This window comes from Bacteroides sp. 1001302B_160321_D4 (assembly GCF_015667765.1).
GTDB classification, from domain to species: Bacteria; Bacteroidota; Bacteroidia; order Bacteroidales; family Bacteroidaceae; genus Bacteroides; species Bacteroides xylanisolvens.
Genome location: NZ_JADPLO010000020.1, coordinates 35,954 through 56,757, shown reverse-complemented (window position 1 = coordinate 56,757; position 20,804 = coordinate 35,954). Strand labels below are relative to the sequence as shown.

The 20,804-nt window shown below is 38.5% G+C and carries 15 protein-coding genes; 9 read left to right on the top strand and 6 right to left on the bottom strand.

What is annotated here, in order from left to right; translation table 11 throughout:
* Positions 1-2 precede the first annotated feature (2 nt).
* The 4 genes from KFO40_RS10070 to KFO40_RS10055 are packed head-to-tail and all read right to left on the bottom strand — an operon-like array spanning position 3 to position 5,025.
* Positions 3-1,310, bottom strand: coding sequence for a DUF4989 domain-containing protein (locus KFO40_RS10070; RefSeq protein WP_120145309.1), 1,308 nt, complete (start codon positions 1,308-1,310; stop codon positions 3-5).
* A gap of 20 nt (positions 1,311-1,330) precedes the next feature.
* Positions 1,331-2,758 (bottom strand): BT_3987 domain-containing protein, encoded by a 1,428-nt coding sequence (locus tag KFO40_RS10065; RefSeq protein ID WP_117685344.1) that lies wholly within the window; start codon positions 2,756-2,758, stop codon positions 1,331-1,333.
* A gap of 26 nt (positions 2,759-2,784) precedes the next feature.
* Positions 2,785-3,945, bottom strand: a complete 1,161-nt coding sequence (locus KFO40_RS10060) for a DUF1735 and LamG domain-containing protein (RefSeq protein ID WP_117685346.1) — start codon at positions 3,943-3,945, stop codon at positions 2,785-2,787.
* A 9-nt stretch (positions 3,946-3,954) separates the two neighbouring features.
* Positions 3,955-5,025, bottom strand: a complete 1,071-nt coding sequence (locus KFO40_RS10055; protein ID WP_117685348.1) for a glycoside hydrolase family 18 — start codon at positions 5,023-5,025, stop codon at positions 3,955-3,957.
* 237 nt (positions 5,026-5,262) lie between these two features.
* Between KFO40_RS10055 and KFO40_RS10050 the strand changes: the two genes are divergently transcribed.
* From KFO40_RS10050 to KFO40_RS10025, 6 genes are all read left to right on the top strand, one after another.
* Complete coding sequence (locus KFO40_RS10050) at positions 5,263-8,589, top strand: TonB-dependent receptor (protein WP_117685350.1); 3,327 nt, start codon at positions 5,263-5,265, stop codon at positions 8,587-8,589.
* An 11-nt stretch (positions 8,590-8,600) separates the two neighbouring features.
* Positions 8,601-10,223, top strand: a complete 1,623-nt coding sequence (locus KFO40_RS10045; protein ID WP_117685352.1) for a SusD/RagB family nutrient-binding outer membrane lipoprotein — start codon at positions 8,601-8,603, stop codon at positions 10,221-10,223.
* Between the two features lie 99 nt (positions 10,224-10,322).
* Positions 10,323-11,408 carry a glycoside hydrolase family 18 gene (locus KFO40_RS10040; RefSeq protein ID WP_117685265.1) on the top strand — a complete coding sequence of 362 codons (1,086 nt, stop codon included), beginning with the start codon at positions 10,323-10,325 and terminating at the stop codon, positions 11,406-11,408.
* Positions 11,409-11,419: 11 nt separating this feature from the next.
* On the top strand, positions 11,420-12,586 hold the full coding sequence (locus KFO40_RS10035) for a DUF1735 and LamG domain-containing protein (RefSeq protein ID WP_117685264.1): 1,167 nt from the start codon (positions 11,420-11,422) through the stop codon (positions 12,584-12,586).
* A 25-nt stretch (positions 12,587-12,611) separates the two neighbouring features.
* Complete coding sequence (locus tag KFO40_RS10030) at positions 12,612-14,036, top strand: BT_3987 domain-containing protein (RefSeq protein ID WP_004301366.1); 1,425 nt, start codon at positions 12,612-12,614, stop codon at positions 14,034-14,036.
* Positions 14,037-14,068: 32 nt separating this feature from the next.
* Positions 14,069-15,571, top strand: coding sequence for a BACON domain-containing protein (locus tag KFO40_RS10025; RefSeq protein WP_004311004.1), 1,503 nt, complete (start codon positions 14,069-14,071; stop codon positions 15,569-15,571).
* 267 nt (positions 15,572-15,838) lie between these two features.
* On the opposite strand, the gene KFO40_RS10020 is transcribed toward KFO40_RS10025, so the two are convergent.
* Positions 15,839-17,257, bottom strand: coding sequence for an ATP-dependent RecD-like DNA helicase (locus KFO40_RS10020; RefSeq protein ID WP_117685262.1), 1,419 nt, complete (start codon positions 17,255-17,257; stop codon positions 15,839-15,841).
* 95 nt (positions 17,258-17,352) lie between these two features.
* Here KFO40_RS10020 and KFO40_RS10015 point away from each other — a divergent pair, with 95 nt between their 5' ends.
* Genes KFO40_RS10015 through KFO40_RS10005 form a run of 3 tightly spaced genes read left to right on the top strand, consistent with a single transcriptional unit; the run spans position 17,353 to position 19,333 of the window.
* Positions 17,353-18,039: a hypothetical protein gene (locus KFO40_RS10015; RefSeq protein WP_004301363.1), complete on the top strand. Its 687-nt coding sequence runs from the start codon at positions 17,353-17,355 to the stop codon at positions 18,037-18,039.
* A complete protein-coding gene (locus KFO40_RS10010; RefSeq protein ID WP_004311006.1) occupies positions 18,039-18,809 on the top strand; it encodes a DUF3822 family protein in 771 nt (256 codons plus the stop codon). Before KFO40_RS10015 ends, KFO40_RS10010 begins: the two co-directional genes overlap by 1 nt.
* Positions 18,800-19,333 carry an RsmD family RNA methyltransferase gene (locus KFO40_RS10005; protein ID WP_004314595.1) on the top strand — a complete coding sequence of 178 codons (534 nt, stop codon included), beginning with the start codon at positions 18,800-18,802 and terminating at the stop codon, positions 19,331-19,333. The genes KFO40_RS10010 and KFO40_RS10005 overlap by 10 nt, the downstream gene beginning before the upstream one ends.
* 24 nt (positions 19,334-19,357) lie before the next feature.
* Here the strand turns inward: KFO40_RS10005 and cls are convergent, their stop codons facing one another.
* Positions 19,358-20,797: a cardiolipin synthase gene (gene cls / locus KFO40_RS10000; RefSeq protein ID WP_061447537.1), complete on the bottom strand. Its 1,440-nt coding sequence runs from the start codon at positions 20,795-20,797 to the stop codon at positions 19,358-19,360.
* Between the last annotated feature and the right edge of the window lie 7 nt (positions 20,798-20,804).

Sequence of the window (20,804 nt, the reverse complement as noted above, 5' to 3'; positions counted from 1 at the left end):
TACTACTTAAAGACGTATATTTCATAAAGCTCACATCCCCAAGAAGCCAAAAGATCAAATTTCACATACCGTGCAGTTATAGATTCAATGAATTGATAGTAATCGGCATTCTCATCAGCAGTAGCTACTTTTCCTAGATAATTCCATGTGTTTCCATCAGAAGAAACTGATAATTGTACATTTTGAGGAGCATAATAATATATATAATCAAGACCTACTCCAGTGATTGTTTTTTCCTCTCCCATATCGAGTGTAAATGAAATATCTCCATCAGAACATATACCTTCATAGTTACCTTTGGTTTCACCATCAATAAGCGAACCGCCACCATCGTTTTGATAAAAATCACTACTATCTTCCACATCTACAGACCAACCCTGTTTGGCCCATTCTATCCAACCGGAAGGCCGTTTGTAAGATATGTGTTCAAATCCTCTTATATATTTATTTATATTCAAGGTGAAAGAACTTCTTTTCTCATCCTGCACGAAGACCGGATCTTCACATTCAAAAACAGCTGTGATATTTAATGTGTTTGACGAGTCGTCCGATGTACGCAACAAAAAGTCATTAGTAATCTCCCAAGTAATATCTCCTGATGTCTTTTCACCAGCAGGAATTATAATTTCTGCAGGAGTAATACTAATGTCTTTCAGGTATTCGTCATCCACTCCTTCCGTTGTAAGTTTCACCTTTACATCTTTCCGAGCAGGACGATCCAATTGTACACTGAATGTATATAGATTCCGCTCCGTGTCCTTAAATTCTCCGTTGAAATAAGTATGTTCGAATGTAGTTTTATTACCGACTTTTCCTTCCAAGAAACCTGTAGCTACATACGCCTCTTTCTTTATCAAAGCTTTTGCCTCCAAGGTAATAGATGGCATTTTATATCCTTGCACAGTAGCTCTCACTCCTAAATTATAGGTAGCTTCATCGTAATTAGATTGAAAAACATCCATATTTTTTATACCCAAAGTAACACTGGCATCCGTATAGCCTGCCGGAATTATCAATTTGGTATCACTTAACTCAACATCTTCTCCGATTGGCTCAAAAGTAACTATTGCGTCCTCGGGTGAAGCGTTAAAACGAAAGGTGAATATTGCGGGTTTATCGAATTCTAATATACCCTCATTATTATAGGTGGCATTCACTATTATTTCCGAACCTTCTCCGTCTTCCGCCACAAGAGAAAAATTGTTATCCGGATAGGTAGCCAGACTTGGAGTTTCATCTTCGCCGCATCCAGAAAGGGCTGTCAGCGAACCGACTGCCAACAATAAGAAAAATCTATAAAGTGTTCTCATTTCTACAATTGTTTTTTAAATTATTGCAAATCATCGGGATATTGGTAAGGTGTGGCATCATTGTCCTTGTAGAACACGGTAGGTGCTTGTAACGGAGAACCATACAGAGTTTTCACATCAGACAGACGCCGGAATACATTGCCATAATTTTCCGGCTTCGGTGAAAAGCCCATAAACCATCCAGAACCTTGGTTTATCAGTCTTTGTCCCTGTAAATCGCCACCTGTACCTCTAACAAACTCCATGGATTGACCGGAACATTCTTTGGATGTCAGGTCCCCATACGGAACTTGAGAAGGATCTCTACCATAATCACCAACTACAATATCTATCCAGTTTTTAATAGTTACTCCATCAACAACGGTTGCCTTCGAACTATACATTCTTCTTAATGCATATACTGCTACGATTTTATCAGGCATTGCTTGTTTTGTTTCGTAGCATAGACGTGCCGCAGCCTCCTCACTAGGCTTTGTTAATGCTGGATTATTCGGATCATAAGCACCTTCATATTCGTCATCAAAACATACCCCGTCCAGATTATATGCTTTGCAATACTGAGCTAGTTCTCGTGCAAAGTCTTTGGCACCTTGTTTAGAAAGTTGCGCCACTCCTGTTATATCCCCGTTACTAAGTATCCCTAATACTATTTTAGTTCCACGTTTACGAAGTGGTTGCAAAAATTTCTCATTATTGTCTAGCAAATATTGTATGTAAGCATTACATTTTAAATAAGGGCGTTGGGCTTGTGCATCCCAGTTGATATTGGCAGCAAATGGGGAAACTACATCCCACAGCAATTTTCCGTTTTCCAGTTGAAAAGAAAGAGCATTCAGTGGATTTGTACCATCAAAGAAGACAAATGACTTTACTACATCTTCCCCTTTGTAAGTGTTTCCCAGCTTTCTCATATCTTTTATCAAATAAATACAATGACCAGCTTTCTCATCTTTTATGGTAATGTCGCTACTTACGTGGGTAAGAGCTATAGGTAAAGCATAGGTTTTATCTTCTTTCAAAGTGCCGTCTGCCTGAATGGTGATGTCAGTCTGAACAGATTTTGTTTGTGCATCTACAATAAGCTTCCCGTCATTCTTAAAAGAAACCAGGTGCGCAGGATACAATTCAAAATCGGTTTCATGCTCTTTGTTATAAGTATCCAAATAGTCTGCATCAATAATTACTTGAGCAGAAGTACTGGTACTCGCCATTTTACTAAGACTCATTTTTACAGAAGTAGTATAAGTATCTTTGTATAGCTCCACTACGTTAGAGGACAAATTGGACTTTCCGTCACGCAAGTATCCATTGTTTTCATAAATGCCAGTATATGCTGACTCATCTATTGCTTTATTTATGACAAGATCATCATCACAAGAGGTAAGGCAAGTTATGCCGCCTGCAAATATGGCAACCATCAACCCTGTTATCAGATATTTTTGTTTCATAATAATATTCTTTTTAATTAAAAGGATTAATATATTTGAGGAAGTTCTACAGGAACCCATATCGGATCTTTACTCGCAGTGATATCATTTCCATTACCTGTACGATCTATAACAACCTTTCCAGACCCCTCATTAAATTTCCAGTAGGCTACAAGTCCTTCACTGGCAGGATTTACTTTATAAGGATTATCTGCAATTTGCTCTGCAGTTCTTTCTACGCTCCAAATACGAACCTCTGAAATTTCTCCCGGAAGCCAGCGGGTACCATCAAAAGAACGGCCTATATAGCAATTCTTAGTTAAATCAACCGTACTATTTGCTGACTGGTCTTTATACACCGCCACACCATTCTTGTAATAGATTCGGTTTTTATTGACAGTGTTATACACAACAGCTATGTGTACCCATTCGTCTACCGGAAGTCCAATACCTGGTGCGTGATTTGCTGGAGGAAAACTTCCACCTGGCACAAATGCCTGAAGTTGATCACGTGGACGGTCGCCATCACCGATACGTATAAGGAAATTATCTTCAATTCCAAAAACAGAACTTAGTGCATTATCACGTTTGGCCACCCAGTCATCACTTCGTACCAATGCTTCCACTGTAATAGTAATCATCTTGCTTACATCACTATTCCATTTTATCGGAAAATAGTTTTCTTTAATATTAGCTACAACATTAATAAGAGCAGCGCCTTTGATGATAAAATAAGTAGTACGGGCACTCTCAAGAAGTCCAATTCCAGATACATTTGTGATTGTAACAGGCAACACATAACGTCTTGAGTCGTCCAATTGATTCAAATTAACGAAATTCACTATGATATCATCTCCAGAAATTCCTCCGGGTTGAATCGTAACATTCTTCACAGGAATATCATAAAACGCTTCGGGAAGTGCTGTAGCATTATCTCCATAACTTAGATTGTAGGTAGCCGCTAAAGATGGTTTGGCATCAAAGCTGACTTGGATTTCGTTGTCGACAGGAGCAGCAAGCCGATAAGTAATTTTACGACTGTCAAACAATACATCTTCTTTAATCAGTAAATCTTCTGTTACGGGTACCGAACTTATATAAAGCTTATTGTCATAATGATGTTCATCATTAATATCCGTATCCTTGCAGCTGCTTACCGTAAATGCAGTAAGTGCTATAAATGCTAATTGATAAATATGCAATTTCATATTGTATTTCTATTTATTAGGATTCATTATATGAATAGTTTCACGTACTGTTCCATAAGTATTATTGTAATAATCCTTTTGGATATTGATGATAAAAATACCAGTGCAGGTATAATCTGGTGATGTCTGTACAATCCATTGAGCTGTACCTTGTGCAGCCAATACTTTATTTCCATTTGCATCCCGTGTATCCCAATAACCAATTATCATATCCTTATCTTCCTGTTGAGGAAACTGTGTACAGGCAATAAAACGATCTTTTGGAACAAGATCCGCATTCGTTCCTGCTACGTCTATGCCTGCTTGAATAGCCATAAAAACATTTAATGTCAGATCCTCCATGTTTTTAGAAGAAGCGGTTTTCAGTATCAGATGATTGTATTTATCCAGCATATCCATGTTTTCGGGAGCCAAATACTGCACATAACCGTAAAAAACCAATGTCTTGTCGGTATGCTTAATCCGCCAATCCAACACTCTGCTGAAGAAGTTTTGCTGACGTGCCTTGTATTGTTGTAACACATCTTCTTGCATACCCACCATTGAAAGTCCTGTATAGTCAATTAGGATACCATCATATCCATAACTGTCACATAGAGCCAGCATAGCATCCGTACGTTCATTCAGATATCTTTGTGCATCTTCTTCCGTCAATTCGGAATTATCCTTTGCCTTATTGTTCCATTCTTGTTCTAAACTCTCATAATTAATGCAGGAAAGCGTGCGGATATTCTTCTCGCGTATTTTTACCATTTCGGCCTGTGTTTCAGACGAGAGCTTTTCCGGATTATTCAAACAGATAAAATCCACACTGTCCGGTATAGCGGTGAGACGTTCGGTTTGATTGATTGGGTTAGTTTCCGGATTGTCAAAAGAGACAAAGACTAACTTATGTTCTCCATCCTTGTAGCGTTTCAGATCTCTGATATAGTCAGCATACAGTTGTGGGTTTTGCTCTTCAAATGTAGAGTAATGGATGTTAATGCTTTCTGGGTCTGTCCAGTCTTCGCATGAGGAATACATCATCCCCCACACCATCAATATTGCTGTAAACAAACTGTTTTTTACTATTCTTTTTATATATATTATCACTTAAAGATTTTAATCACATTATTTTTATCCAAGTTCTCTAAGTACTTGGTAAATTCTAAATATAGGTTATTCAAGGGGGTATCAGATATTTCTTACTTTTTTCGAAAAAAAAGAGAAAATGGACTAAGTGTTTATTATATTAGCATTGTTTTATTAACAAAGGGAGGGAAAGTCGACACTCTTCTTTTTGAGTTTAATAAAATGTATAACCATTAAATTAAATGTATGGAAAGCAAACATTCGCTTCGAAAGTCGAAGTTATTTCGAGCTTTATTGATTCTTTTGTTGATAGCAGTTCCTGTACAATGGGCTGCGGCACAGTTGACCTTATCAACTCCCCGTACAACTTTAGGAACTGTAATTAAACAAATTCAATCACAATCAAAGTACCAATTTTTCTACAATGACAAGCTATCGACTGTCACAGTTGAACCTTTAAAAGTAAAAGATGCTTCTTTAGAGCAAGTTTTAAACACACTTTTGAAAAATAAAGATATCTCTTATAAAATAGAAGAGAATATAATTTATTTATCCGAAAAAGAAAATTCGAATTCACTACAACAACAAAGCGGGAAAGAACGTACTATAACCGGACAAGTTGTAGATGCTAAAGGAGAGCCACTGATTGGTGTTAGTATTTTAGTAAAAGGAACAACAGACGGAGCTATTACCGATTTGGATGGTAACTACAAAATTATGACAAAAAGCAATAACCCAGTTATTGTTTATTCTTATATCGGATATAAGACACAAGAAATTCCTTTGAAAGGACAGACAGCCATTAATATTACGATGATGGATGACACCCAAGTGATTGACGAGGTGGTTGTTACAGCTTTGGGTATTAAGCGTTCGGAGAAAGCTTTGAGTTATAATGTCACACAGGTCGATGCAGAATCAGCTTTAGCCGTAAAAGATGCGAACTTTATTAATTCGCTGAACGGAAAGGTTGCAGGTTTAAATATCAACTCTTCTTCTTCTGGTATTGGTGGTGCAAGTAAAGTTGTTATGCGTGGTTCCAGGGGTATCGAACAATCGTCTAATGCTCTTTATGTTATCGACGGTATTCCAATGTATAACCTGAGCGCTTCTGGTGGTTCTGAAGAGATGCAATCGCAAGGCTCTACAGAAGCTATAGCTGATATAAACCCAGATGACATTGAATCAATGTCAGTTTTGTCTGGTGCCGCTGCTGCCGCATTGTATGGTAGCAATGCATCTAATGGTGCTATTGTAATCACAACAAAAAAAGGAAAAGTGGGTCGTGTAGCCTTGACCGTATCTAGTAATACAGAAATGTTATCTCCATTCGTCATGCCACAGTTTCAGAATCGCTATGGAACTTCTGGAACAGATGCTAGTTGGGGGAAAAGACTGAACGAAGCTAATTACCGCGGATACGATCCTGCAAGTGATTATTTTCAGACTGGACTTATTGGAACAGAATCTGTAACACTTTCTACTGGTACAGAACACAATCAGACATATCTTTCTGCCGCAGCCGTTAATTCGCGTGGTATTATTCCAAATAACAAATACGACCGCTATAACTTTACATTCCGTAACACCACTCTTTTCCTAGAAGATAAGATGAAACTGGATGTTGGTGCTCAATATATTATGCAGAAAGACCGTAATATGGTGAATCAAGGTATTTATGCAAACCCGCTGTCTTCTGCTTACCTGTTTCCGCGTGGAAATGACTGGGAAGATTACAAAATGTACGAACGTTATGATTTAGAGCGTAATATGTATACGCAATATTGGCCTCAAGGAGGAGGATCGTTCCGTTTGCAAAATCCTTACTGGATTAATTACCGTAACTTGCGTGAAAATGACAAAGATCGTTATATGTTGAGTGCAGCTTTAAGTTACGATATTCTAAGTTGGTTGAACGTAGCTGGACGTGTACGTCTAGATAATTCATACAACACATATACACAAAAATACTATGCCTCTACCATCGCAACTATTGCTGAAGGTGAAAATGGTTTTTATGGTGTAACAAACACTCGTGACAAGCAAACATATGCAGACTTATTGTTGAATATAAATAAAACATTTGGAGAGGATTGGAGTTTAACAGCTAATATCGGAGCATCTTATTCAGACAATCGTTCTGAAGCTCTTGCCGTTAGTGGACCAATTGCAGCGAATGGACTTCCTAACTTTTTCACAGTTGCTCAATTGGATAAAGAAACTGGGAAACGTGAAGAAACTGGTTATCGTGAACAAACACAATCTATATTTGCATCTGCAGAAGTTGGTTATAGAAGTACTTACTACTTGACTCTTACCGGACGTAATGATTGGCCAAGTCAATTAGCGGGACCGAACTCAAAACAGTCTTCTTTTTTCTACCCGTCAGTAGGAGGCTCTGTTGTTTTGTCTGAACTTTTCAAATTACCTGAAAGTATTTCATACTTAAAACTACGTGCTTCTTGGGCATCCGTAGGTCTACCATTTGGACGCTTCCTTGCTTATCCAACTTTTTCATGGAATACTTCAACAGGAGCATACTCTTCTCAGTCTGCATATCCATTGTATGATTTGAAACCGGAACGTACAGATTCTTGGGAAGTAGGTCTTACTGCACGTTTCCTTAAACATTTCAATTTTGATGTTTCATTCTATAATACCAAGACTTACAATCAAACCATGGATGCAAAGCTTTCTCCAACAGGAGGCTATAGTACATTCTATGCGCAGACTGGTAACGTACGTAACCGTGGTGTAGAACTTTCACTTGGTTACAAGAATACATGGAACAAGTTTTCATGGAGTTCTAACTACACATTCAGTGCCAATAAAAACAAGATTTTAAGCCTGATTGATGGTTACATAAACCCTGTAACCGGTGAAGAAATAACAAAAGACCGTATGGATGTAGGTGGTTTATCAAAGGCACGGTTCATTCTAAAAGTAGGTGGATCTTTAGGTGATCTCTACTCACAATCTGACTTGCTTCGAGATTCAAATAATAAGATTTATGTAAATGCCGATGGAAATGTAGCAGTGAATGACAAAGCTGATGATATTTATTTAGGATCTGTTTTTCCAAAAGCTAATATGGCATGGCGCAATGACTTTCAATATGGTAACTGGGGACTTGGCTTCCTTCTTACTGCCCGTTTGGGAGGAGTCGTTTACTCTGCGACTCAAGCCGTTCTTGACTCCTATGGTGTATCCGAAGCTACAGCAGCAGCTCGTGATAATGGTGGAGTCGTGATAAACGGCAACGATATGATCGACGCGCAAAAGTGGTATACAGTGGTTGGTGCCGACAGCGGTATTCCTCAATATTACACTTATAGTGCTACCAATTTACGTCTGCAAGAAGCTTCTGTCAGCTACACTATCCCAAGAAAGAAATTGAAAAATATTATGGATATCACTCTTTCGCTGGTAGGTCGTAACTTGTGGATGATTTATTGCAAGGCTCCTTTCGATCCTGAATCTGTAGCCACTACAGGTAACTATTATCAGGGAATTGATTACTTTATGATGCCTAGCCTTCGTAGTGTAGGATTCAATTTGAAACTTAAATTCTAAAAACGGAAAAGATGAAGAAAAATAAAATAATACAGTTTATAGTCACTGGTATGTTTCTTTTCGGTGCAACTGCATGTACAGGAAACTTTGAAGATTACAATAAAAATCCTCATGAACCAGACCAAAATGACATGGGAGTAGATTGGTATTTGGTAAGATCATTAGCTCTTAATTTACAAGATTTGATGATGCCAGAACAAGAGAACTTTTCTCAATATGTAGACTGTTTGATGGCAGGAGCATTTTCGGGATATGTGGCAGACTCCAATTTGGGTACAGGTTGGTCTGGTCGTTACGCAACTTACAATCCTTCAGACGATTGGAAAAAAATTCCATTCAATGATTTTTATTCAAAGTTTTATCCTGATTACTTCAATTTGAAAAATCAAAGCGATGATGAACTTTTCTTATCGTTGGCCGAGTTATATCGTATTGTCGTAATGTTACGTGTAACAGATACATATGGTCCCATCCCTTATTCAAAAGTAGGTGCAGCTAATGCAATCAAATCCCCTTATGATTCTCAGCAAGCTGTCTATGCCAAAATGCTAGAAGATTTGGATAATATTATTGCAGTATTAGGAAAGTTTGCCAATCAAAGCTTCAGCTCAAGTGCTGATAGAATTTATAATGGCAATACATCAGCATGGTATAAGTTTGCCAACTCTTTGAAGTTAAGAATGGCGATGCGTACTTGCTATGTAGCAGGATTTAATGTGAATGGAAAAACATCGCAGCAATTGGCAGAAGAAGCTGTAGCAGCAGGTGTTATGACTGCTGCAACTGATGGCGCTTATCGTAAAGTTGCCGATCATAATCCATGGCAACGTTTTATGGTACTATGGTCAGATGCACGAATTTCAGCGGATTTAACTTGTTACATGAATGCATACAGCGATCCTCGTCGTGAAGCATATTATGATAAAAGTACTTTTGGCACCGTGTCGGGAAATGCATATACTGGAGAAGAAAGTTATGTAGGTTTACGTCGGGGTATTCTGCAAGGACAATATAATTCCTGGTCGCAAGGCTCTTCTTGTATGAAAGTCACTACGAGTGATAATATTGTTGTGTTCCGTGCATCAGAAGTCGCTTTCTTGCGTGCTGAAGGAGCTCTTCGTAACTGGAACATGGGAGGAACAGCTAAAGACTTCTATGAGGAAGGAATCCGTTTGTCGTTTGAAGAAAACGGAATTACCAGTGGAGTCGAAAATTATCTTGCAAGTACGGGAAAAGTAGAAGCATATAAAGATCCGTTGAAAGGACAAAGTGGCCAAACTTATGACTACTCTGGAGCTATTAATACAAATGTCACTGTGGCATGGGCTGGAGGTGATTTTGAAAAAAGCTTAGAACAGATTATTACTCAAAAATGGATTGCAAACTTCCCAAATGGTATGGAATCATGGACAGAATATCGCCGTACAGGTTATCCTAAATTGATGCCAATGGCAGCAAATGCAAGTGGAGGAGTTGTTAATGACACGGAAGGTGCACGACGCATGCCATATCCAACTGATGAATATCGTGAAAATAGAGAAAGCGTAGAAGCTGCAGTTGCGACATTGACACAAGAGTCCAAGACTAAAAGAGGAGATACGATGGCAACTCACGTATGGTGGGACTGTAAATAAATCAACTATTGAGTAACAAAAAATGAAACTATTTACCAAGTACTTAGAGTACTTAGTATATTAGATTATACAAATAAAATTACCTTAATTATAGCATATATGAGAAGAAAAATAAAATATCTCATGCCTGTAATGCTGGCATGCTCTATGATGCAGTTCTCGTGTTCTGACTGGACAGACCCAGAAAGCATCAATATACATACTCCTTCTATGGAGGAACAAAATCCGGAACTTTATGCCCAATACCTGGAATCTCTCAACAACTTTAAAGCAACAGACCATCAGGTAGTAATTGTTTCAGTTAATAATGTAAGCACTGTAACAACCTCACGCAGTCAACACCTTACTGATATGCCTGACAGTCTCGACTATATTTGTCTAAACAATACAATGGAAGTAAATCAGGCAAATATATCTGAGATGAAGGAAGTACGTCGATTGGGTACAAAAGTATTGGGATTAGTTGATTTCGATGCTATAGAAAGTGCATGGAAAAAGATTCTTGAAGAAGAAGCAGCCAACGCTGTACCTAATCCCGAATCTGATGAAACAGAAAATGGAGAAGAAGGAGAAGAGACTGTCGACGATGCAACACGTTTTATTGAATACTGTAAAAGTGAGATCGCTAAACAAATCGCCGCAAGTAACGCTTTGGATGTAGATGGAATTGTAGTGAATTATACAGGCTTCGACCTCAATTCGCTTGTTGAAGAGAATGAAATTGCCACTGAAACAGCACGTCAAGGAGCATTCTTTGACGCGGTAGCTAACTGGAAAGTTGCGAATACTAATAAGGACTTGCTTTTCAAAGGTTACCCGCAGAACGTTATTGGTAAAAGTCTGCTTTCTGATTGTAAATACATCATTGTCAATGCGCATGGAGCAAAAAACCAATACGAGATGTCTTATCTCATACTCATGGCATCAGCAAAAAACGTACCAACCGACCGCTTCATCATGGGAGTAACAACGCCTTATCTTACCAATTCGGGGAGTTACAATGGTGAACTCGGAGATGGCTCATCTGCCATCATTGGAGCTGCTCAATGGGCAGTGGCAAAGACGCCTGACTACACCAAAGCTGGAATTTCAATTGATGCAGCGGAAAAAGACTATTTTAATGCCAGCAATGTATACCCAACCTTAAAAGAAGCTATAAGTATATTGAGTCCAACCGTTAAATAAAAAACTGCCTTATGAAATTAAACAATTTAATATTTACAGCTCTTGCCGGTTTCTCAATAATTCTTGCCGGTTGCCAGAACAACGATGAAAATGAACAGCATTATGACAATAAACTCTTCATTTCGGCATCGAACTTTACTAAGGAAATACTGTTCAAGGCTGGTGATACAAATGTAGAAACTGGTCTTTCAGTAGCCATAGCAAAGCCTGAAGAACATGATATCAAAGTGACTATGTCACCTGCTCCCGAACTTTTATCAACTTATAAACTGGCATATTATGATGAAACTGCAGTACTTCTTTCCGAAGAGCATTATTCAATGCCAGAAACTTCGACTACCATCAAATCAGGTAGTATAGTTAGTCCAGAATTGCCTATTGAATTCATTAATACAGGAGAACTTGATATCAAAACCACTTATGTGCTTCCAGTCACTATTAAATCAGTGGAAGGAATCAGCGTTTTGCAAAGTGCTAAGACATATTATTATGTATTCCGCGGAGCATCACTTATTAATGTGGTATGTAATATCAGTCGTAATCGTGCTTATCCGGACTTCAAGAATGACTCCAAATTCAATAATCTAACGGAGAATACGATGGAGATACTGTTCAAGGCCAATTCATTCCCTAATACTCTGAACACGTTGATGGGTATCGAAAGCAATTATTTGCTCCGTATCGGTGACGCAACCATTCCGAATAACCAACTTCAAGTAGCTACTTCTGTTAACAATTGTACAAGCGCAGACCTTCAACTTGAAAGTGGCAAGTGGTATCATGTAGCTGTCGCATTCAATAAAGGTAATGTCAAAGTATATATCAATGGCGTAGAAAAGCTTTCCGGTTCAACGGGAAAGAGTTCTGTTAGTCTTGGTGCTAAACATACCAATGAGGAAGACGGCTCACGTTGTTTCTGGGTAGGTTATTCCTATAAAGATGACCGCTATTTTGATGGCGTCGTTTCCGAAGTACGAATCTGGAATCGTGCATTAACAGCAGAAGAAATTCAGGCAACAAATCACTTCTACACAATAGAACCTGAATCGGAAGGGCTCATTGCATATTGGAAATTCGACGAAGGTTCGGGTACAGTAGCTAAAGATTACAGCGTGAGTGGCTATGATTTGACAATCGAAAAAGAACCTAAATGGGAATCTGTTTCATTGCCTCAATAATAAATCATTTAACTAAGAATTGAATATGAATATGATAAACAATATCAAATATGCTTTCCTGCCAGTGGTAATGTTCACTATGGCAACCTTCACATCTTGTGAGGAAGACATTGAAATAGGAAACAAGATAGATGAATCTTCTTATTTGGCATCGACTCAACTGAGCGGATTATTATTGGACGAAAATACGAATAAAAACAGTTCGGTAATCGAGCTCCGAAATAATGAATATAGCACTAATGTGGTATTCCGTCTTTCTAAACTACCTCAAAAAGGAGTAGATGTTCAAATAGCTGTCGAGGAATCATATGCAGCTATATACAACACTATCCATGAAACGGATTTCGAAGTGTTTCCTGCCGCTAATGTGAAAATCGCAAATAATGGTACTTTTGTACTTGCCCCAGATGATAAAGTTACCCCAAGCGTGAAAGTTACACTGACTGCGTTTGATGGAATGGAAGAGGATAAAACCTACATAGTACCTTTGACAGTAACATCTTCTACTGAAGGAGTAACATTTACTGAAACGTCCAAGCATATGGTGCTTCTCGTTCAAGATTATCGCAACAAACCTAATACTAACAAAGGAGAAGATGCGGTACAAACAGTTCTTTATTTCGAAGTTAATGATACTAACCCGCTCAATGCCCTTGAGTTTCTGACTGAAAGTGGTAAATATTTTTTCGACCATATCGTACTTTTTGCTGCTAATATCAATTGGGATCCAGAGAAACAACGAGTATATTTAGCGAACAATGAAAATGTTCAATTCTTGCTCGACAATAATGATAAGTATCTACAACCATTGCGTAAAGCTGGTATGAAAATTATTATCAGCATCCTTGGTAATCATGACGAAGCTGGTGTCGCTCAACTTTCGGATATGGGAGCTAGGGAATTCGCCCGGGAACTGGCAGCTTATTGCCGTGCTTATAATCTGGACGGCGTCGCTTTCGATGACGAATATTCGAACTCACCAGACCTTTCAAACCCCTGGCTTGCAAGCCCATCAGCTTATGCAGGTTCACGATTAATGTATGAATGTAAAGCTGTCATGCCGGAAAAAATTGTCTCGCTCTATAACCTTGGCAACATGTATTCAAGTAGTCTCCAAGTTATCGATGGTATCGAACCTGGTCAGTATTGCGATTATGCTGTAGCTGACTATGGTGGTGCTGCTGGGCCAGGTACCGGTATGACATTGAAACAGTGTGCTGGTATGTCAATAGAACTAAGACGAGGCAGTGGCAACTCAAGTGAATCTACAGCGCGTTCTAGAAAAGAAGCTGGTTATGGATACTACATGTTCTTCGCACTTGACCCATCATTATATGGTTCACAAGTATATAGATGCCAATCCGTTTGTAAAGGTTTGTACGATGAAACATTAGTTTATCCAAGTTACTATTATAAAAAGAATAGTACAGAACGTGAAGCTATTAACTGATTAATGTATATTTTACCTTAAAAAGAATAGATATGAAATTATTTAAGAATTTAATGATAGTGTTATCGGTATCCCTCCTACTATGGGGTTGTTCTGATGATGATGAATCAATCAATAATGGTAATTCAACAATCTCACTATCGACCAATATACTCCAAGTGGATAAAAATGGAGGGGATGCTACAGTTACTGTAACAAGCTCCGATAACTGGCGGTTGTCAGGAATATGTGATTGGGCACATCCGTCAATAACTTCAGGTAAAGATGGTGATGTAGTTACTTTTACCATCGATCCTAACAAATTAGATGAAAAGCGTACTGCAACCTTCAAGTTTTTCACAGGTTCTTCAGTTGTGCCACTACAAGTAGAGTCTCAACCTGCATATATAATGGATTTACTTTCTGACGAAGCTCTTTCTATTACTAAAGAAAAAAGTACTGTGAGAATTCAACTTAATACCAATGTGGCCGACCCAACGATAACATATAGTGACGGTGGTAAAGAGTGGCTGACATTCGATAGACGTAATGAATTCGGTGGCAAAGTAACTTTATCATTCACTGCTGCCGAGAACAAGACATATAAAGATCGTAGTACAAAAATTACAATCTCAAGCCCACTCGTTACTGAAAGTGTCAATGTAGATATTAATCAAAAACAAACAGATGCAATTATCACCGAAAGTAACACTTTAACATATGATCTAACAGCACGAACTATCTCTTTTAAAGTGAAATACAACGTCAATTACGCTATTTCCATAACAAAAGGGAAAGATTGGATTACTGATCAATCAATTTCCGAACCACAAAAAGGCGATGATGGTTTGACTACGGTTACTGTTACTTATAAACTATCCGCATCACCAGCTTCGCGTGGAGGTACAATTCATATTGCCCAAACCAGTGGTACATTAGTAAAAGATATTGCTATTGTTCAAAAAGATCCGGACGCCAGCCCTGTGGAAATTCCAGATGCCGTTCTTCGAGCACTTTGTATATCTAACGGTTGGGCTCTCCCTATTGATGATACCAAATGTATTATTCTTGAAGAAGGATTAAACGCAACTTCATTCTCTAACACCTCATACTCTAACCAGATTAAAGATTTAACCGGAATAGAGTATTTCCCTAACCTGACTTCATTACGTTTAGGTTATTGTTCAAACATGAAAAAGCTTGATATTTCAGGTTTACATAAGGTATCATCACTCACATTTAATAGCCCTACTATTTGTGAAGAGTATAATTTGGGAGATAATCCAATTACTAGTTTCAATGCAGGAGGTAGCTATGTTTATTCGGAGGCAGAAAGTCTTAAAGTCATCAGTAGTAAACTTGAGTCTTTGGATTTAAGTCTTGTTTCCTGGTATGCAAGTTATGATTATGTTACGTCAATTGATGCTTCGGAATGTCCAGCATTAACAAACTTAAACGCCAATCGTAGCAGCAAAATTAAGACTCTTTATTTAAAGACTGGTCAAGTGATACCAAAGTTAACTAAGAATGATGCAACTACTATTGTTTACAAATAATTAATATATAGAGAAATAATTTATAGAGAATCCCTTTATTTACTCTTTCCAAATCTGTGAATAGAGTCAAATAAAGGGATTATTGCTATCTATTTTTATCTAATGCTAGCTCTTATCTTAAAATACTCTTTTCATCTATAAACAAACCACAACCAGTACTCAAAGACCTTTTTGAATCCAACAATATTGAAATCAACTGATTATATAATCAATGTAACCTTAAAACTCTAAATCATATAAAGATTAAGAGTCATTCAAAAAACAAAACTATTCCACCTGCTCTTTCGGGTAATTCACCAAATACAGTGTCTTTGTCGCCCGAGTAAAAGCTGTATACAACCACCGGAAATAATCCGGAGTCAAATACTCATCTGTCATATACCCCTGATCTAAAAACACATTCTGCCACTGTCCGCCTTGCGCTTTATGACAGGTTATTGCGTATGCATATTTCACCTGCAAAGCATTGTAATGCGGATCGGCTTTCATCTTTTTCATCCGGTCTCTTTTGTTTGGAATATCTATATAATCCTCAAGTACCGCATAGAACAATCGGTCATTGTCTTCTTTCGGCAATGCAGGTGAGTCCGAATGTAAAGTGTCTAATAATAGATTCGCATCCAATTCAAAATCATTCTGATCAGGAAAGCGGAGAGTAACTTCGGCAAAACGAAAACCATATATTTCACGAGTTCGACGAACACGCCGGACAACTGCAATTTCTCCATTAGCTATAAAATCCATCTCCTTATATTTCTCCGTCCAATAGTAATTATTTTTGGCTATCATCAACATATCTCCTGTATTCAATTCATCTTCACGCCAAAGAATTTGAGCACGTATTCCATTGTTATATAGGTTTGCACGTTTATTGGAACGACAGACAACAATCGTCTCATCCATACCATCATGATCGTAGCAATTAGTTAGTTCCTCTATCAGTTCAGTTCCCGGCACCAGTTTAATATCAGGAAAACCTGCTATTTTTATCTTAGGCAGAGAATAACAATCATCCTCTGCTATCAATTGCCTCAACTGTGTGGCATTCCATAATATTCCGGATTCTTGCACCTGACGGACTACTTGAGTAAGATCAATCTCACGTACTTCAAGTCCATACCCCTTCAATGCATCGGAAAAAAGTGCCGGGCTTAACCCCTCTCCTACCGGAGGAAGCTGCGCGGTATCACCCATTAACAAGAGACGACATCCCTGTCCTGAATAAACAAATTGCACCAAATCATCCAATAAACGTCCTGTTCCAAACATACTGCCCGACAGTCCTTCGTTTGAAATCATGGAAGCCTCGTCGACAATAAACAATGTATTGGTAGCTAAATTGTCATTGATCGAAAAGTTACTAAGTTCATTAGAAAAAGATTGTTGTCTATATATTTTTTTATGAATAGTAAAAGCCGGATGTCCTGCATACACTGAAAAAACTTTTGCCGCACGTCCTGTAGGAGCCAACAATACAGATTTCTGCTGCAGCTGATCCATCGTTTTCACCAATGCCCCTACCAACGATGTTTTACCAGTACCAGCATACCCTCTTAAGATAAAGACTTCATCTGCCAGTGTGGACAGCAGAAACTCTGAAAGAGATTTTACAGCAATTTCCTGCTCTAAAGTTGGCTGATAAGGAAAATTTTCCTTAATTTGCCTTTCTAAATAGTTATTTATCATTTTTGTACGAGAAAAAAGTTCGAGGAACTATCGTATTTAAATTTATTTATTCTATTTTTGCGATGCGAATATAACAACTAAAAACATAATTTATCATGAAAACAGTATTTAATATTGTATTGGTGCTTTGTGCTGCTGCACTGATTTACATCTGTTACACCAGCATTATGGGTCCTATCAATTTTGAAAACGCAAAAAAAGAAAGAGAAAAAGCAGTCATTGCCCGTTTGATCGACATCCGTAAGGCACAGCAGGAATACCGTTCGCTGCACCGCGGAATGTATGCACCCAAATTAGACACACTGATTGATTTCGTTAAAAATCAAAAATTGCCGTTCGTTATGAAGATGGGAATGTTAACTGACAAGCAATTGGAAGATGGACTGACTGAAAAGAAAGCCATGGCTATCATCGAAAAAGCAAAGAAAACCGGTAGATACGATGAAGTTAAGAAATGGGGACTTGAAAACTTCAAACGTGACACTATGTGGGTAGCTGTATTGGATACTATCTATCCCAAAGGATTCAATGCCGACTCTATGAAATATATTCCTCACGGAAATGGTGCTCAATTCGAAATGAACGTGAAAAATGACACTGCCAAGTCTGGTGCTCCGGTATATTTGTTCGAAGTGAAAGCTCCATACGAAACTTATTTGAGCGGACTTGACAAACAAGAAATCATCAACCTAAAAGACCTGGATTCTAAACTAGGCAAATATAGCGGCTTGATGGTAGGTTCTATCGATACTCCAAACAATGGTGCTGGTAACTGGGAATAATGATTGATTTTACTAAATCAAAACAATATACTTTATCCATCCGTCTTAGTACGGATGGATTTTCTTTTTCTATCTATAACCCGATTCATGACGATTCGCTTTCAATAATAGAGAAAGAGATAAATGCGTCTTCATCCCTTACAGCAAATCTAAAAACACTCTTTCACGAATCGGATTTCCTCAATCATCCTTACAAACGAGTAAACATTATGATGGCAGGCAAGCGTTTTACGATTGCGCCATTAGAATTGTTTGAAGAGGAACAGGCGGAACTTCTGTTTTATCATAATCATCAGAAAAAAGAAAACGAAACGGTGCTCTATAATATTCTAAGAAAGAATAATGTAGCTGTCATCTTCGGCATAGACAAAAGCGCACAGACCTTTTTGAATGAACAATATCCCGAAGCTCGTTTCTATTCTCAATCTACTCCATTCATCGATTATTTTTCTGTAAAAAGCAGATTGGGAAACAGTAAGAAGATGTATGCTTCTATACGCAAAGACGGCATTGACATCTATTGTTTTGAACGAGGACATCTGCTTCTGGCTAATTCCTTTGAATGTACGCACACAGAAGACCGTATTTACTATTTATTGTACGCCTGGAAACAACTGGAGTTTAATCAGGAACGGGATGAGTTACACCTAACCGGAATACTTCCGGAGAAAGACGTTTTAATGAGTGAATTGAAAAAGTTTATCCTACAGGTATTCATCATGAATCCTGCAACTAATATTGACATGCAAGCCTTATTAACATGCGAGTAATCAGCGGTATTTACAAACGAAGAAGATTTGACGTGCCTCGGACATTTAAAGCACGCCCTACGACAGATTTCGCCAAAGAAAATCTGTTTAATGTACTCAATAACTATATCGATTTTGAAGAAGGAATAACAGCTCTTGATTTGTTTGCCGGAACGGGAAGCATCAGTATCGAATTGGTATCCCGCGGATGCGACCGTGTTATCAGCATTGAGAAAGATCCTGCACATCACTCATTCATCTGCAAAATTATGAAAGAGGTGCAGACAGACAAATGTCTGCCGATACGCGGAGATGTATTCAAGTTTATCAAAAATGGCCGCGAACAGTTCGACTTCATCTTTGCCGATCCTCCCTACGCTTTAAAAGAGTTGGAAACAATACCCGAATTAATCTTTCAGAATAATCTTCTCAAAGAAGGAGGATTATTGGTACTGGAGCATGGAAAAGATAATAATTTCGAAGAAAATCCACATTTCCTTGAGAGAAGGGTGTATGGAAGTGTGAACTTCTCACTATTCAGATAAGATCCAAATACAATTTCATCCTTATTAAAGTAGCGGAGCCAATAAACGCACGATAGACTCCACAGCTTTTTGTCTCCACGAACGTCTGCCCCAATTCTTCAAAAAGATCTGTGTACTTTCGCGCTGGTCCTGAAGAAATATTTCTTTCATTTCAAGGGCAGTTTCTACGTCATACATAAAAGCATTCACCTCAAAGTTATGCTCAAAGCTACGGAAGTCAACATTGGTAGAGCCTACAGTGGAAAGCATATCATCTGAAACCATCAGCTTAGAATGTAGAAAACCTTTCTTATAAAAATAGACCTTAACACCTGCCTGCATCACATCTGCCAAATAAGAACGCGATCCAAGATGAGTTATCCAGTTATCTGCACGTTCCGGTAACATCAAGCGTATATCCACCCCAGACAATGCTGCTGTTTGCATAGCTGCTAATATTGGTTCTGTAGGCAAAAAATAAGGTGTTTGCATATAGAAATATTTTTTTGCACTGGTAATGGCAACAGTCAATCCCTGCATGATTTCTTTCCATGGCCCGATAGGCTCACTCGTGACAATTTGCACTAAAGAACTTCCGCAAGAGTCAATCTTCGGAAAATAACGGGAAGCGGTTATCAACGTACGGTCTACAAAATACCAATCAAGCAAAAAAGCCGTTTGTAAACCATGCACTGCCTTGCCTTCCAACATGATATGCGTATCTCGCCAAATCCCCCAAGAAAAGCCACGCATATAACGTTCTGCCAGGTTCATTCCCCCAACGAAGCCCACGCGTCCGTCAATAACGACAATCTTTCTATGGTTGCGGTAATTCACCCTACTGGTAAATAAGGGAAAACGTACTTTCAAAAAGCTCCTGACTTCAATACCGGCATTGCGCATTTCTTCAAAAAAACGGTTAGGCACATGCCAGCAACCTACATCATCATAGATAACCCGTACTTCAACCCCGTGAGAAGCTTTTTCTATCAGCACATCCCTGACCATACGCCCGATAGCGTCATCTTCAAAGATGTAATATTCCATGTGGATATGCTGCTTCGCTTTTTGCAGTTCACGCAACAATGATTGAAGTTTGGTATATCCTTCGGTATAGACTGCCACACGGTTCCCCTCAAATGGAAACGCTTGATTCGTTTGCTGGAAAAGCTGAATAAGACGGGAGTATTCATAAGGAACGTCCGAACAATCCTGTGCGAGATATTCGGCCATTGGTTTCTTCAATAAGCGGTCGTAGCTTTTTTGCCCAATGATACGTTCGCGACGTTGACTCCGCCCAAAGAAAAAATAAAAGACAAGTCCGACAATAGGAAGGAAAAGTAATATGAGTATCCATGCCATGGTTTTAACCGGATTCCGGTTGTCAAGAATGATGATGACAATCGTACCGATAATGGCTCCAAAATAAAGAATATCAAAAGCCACTGTTGCTATCTGGCTAAGCATATAGTTCCAATCAATCATAGGAATC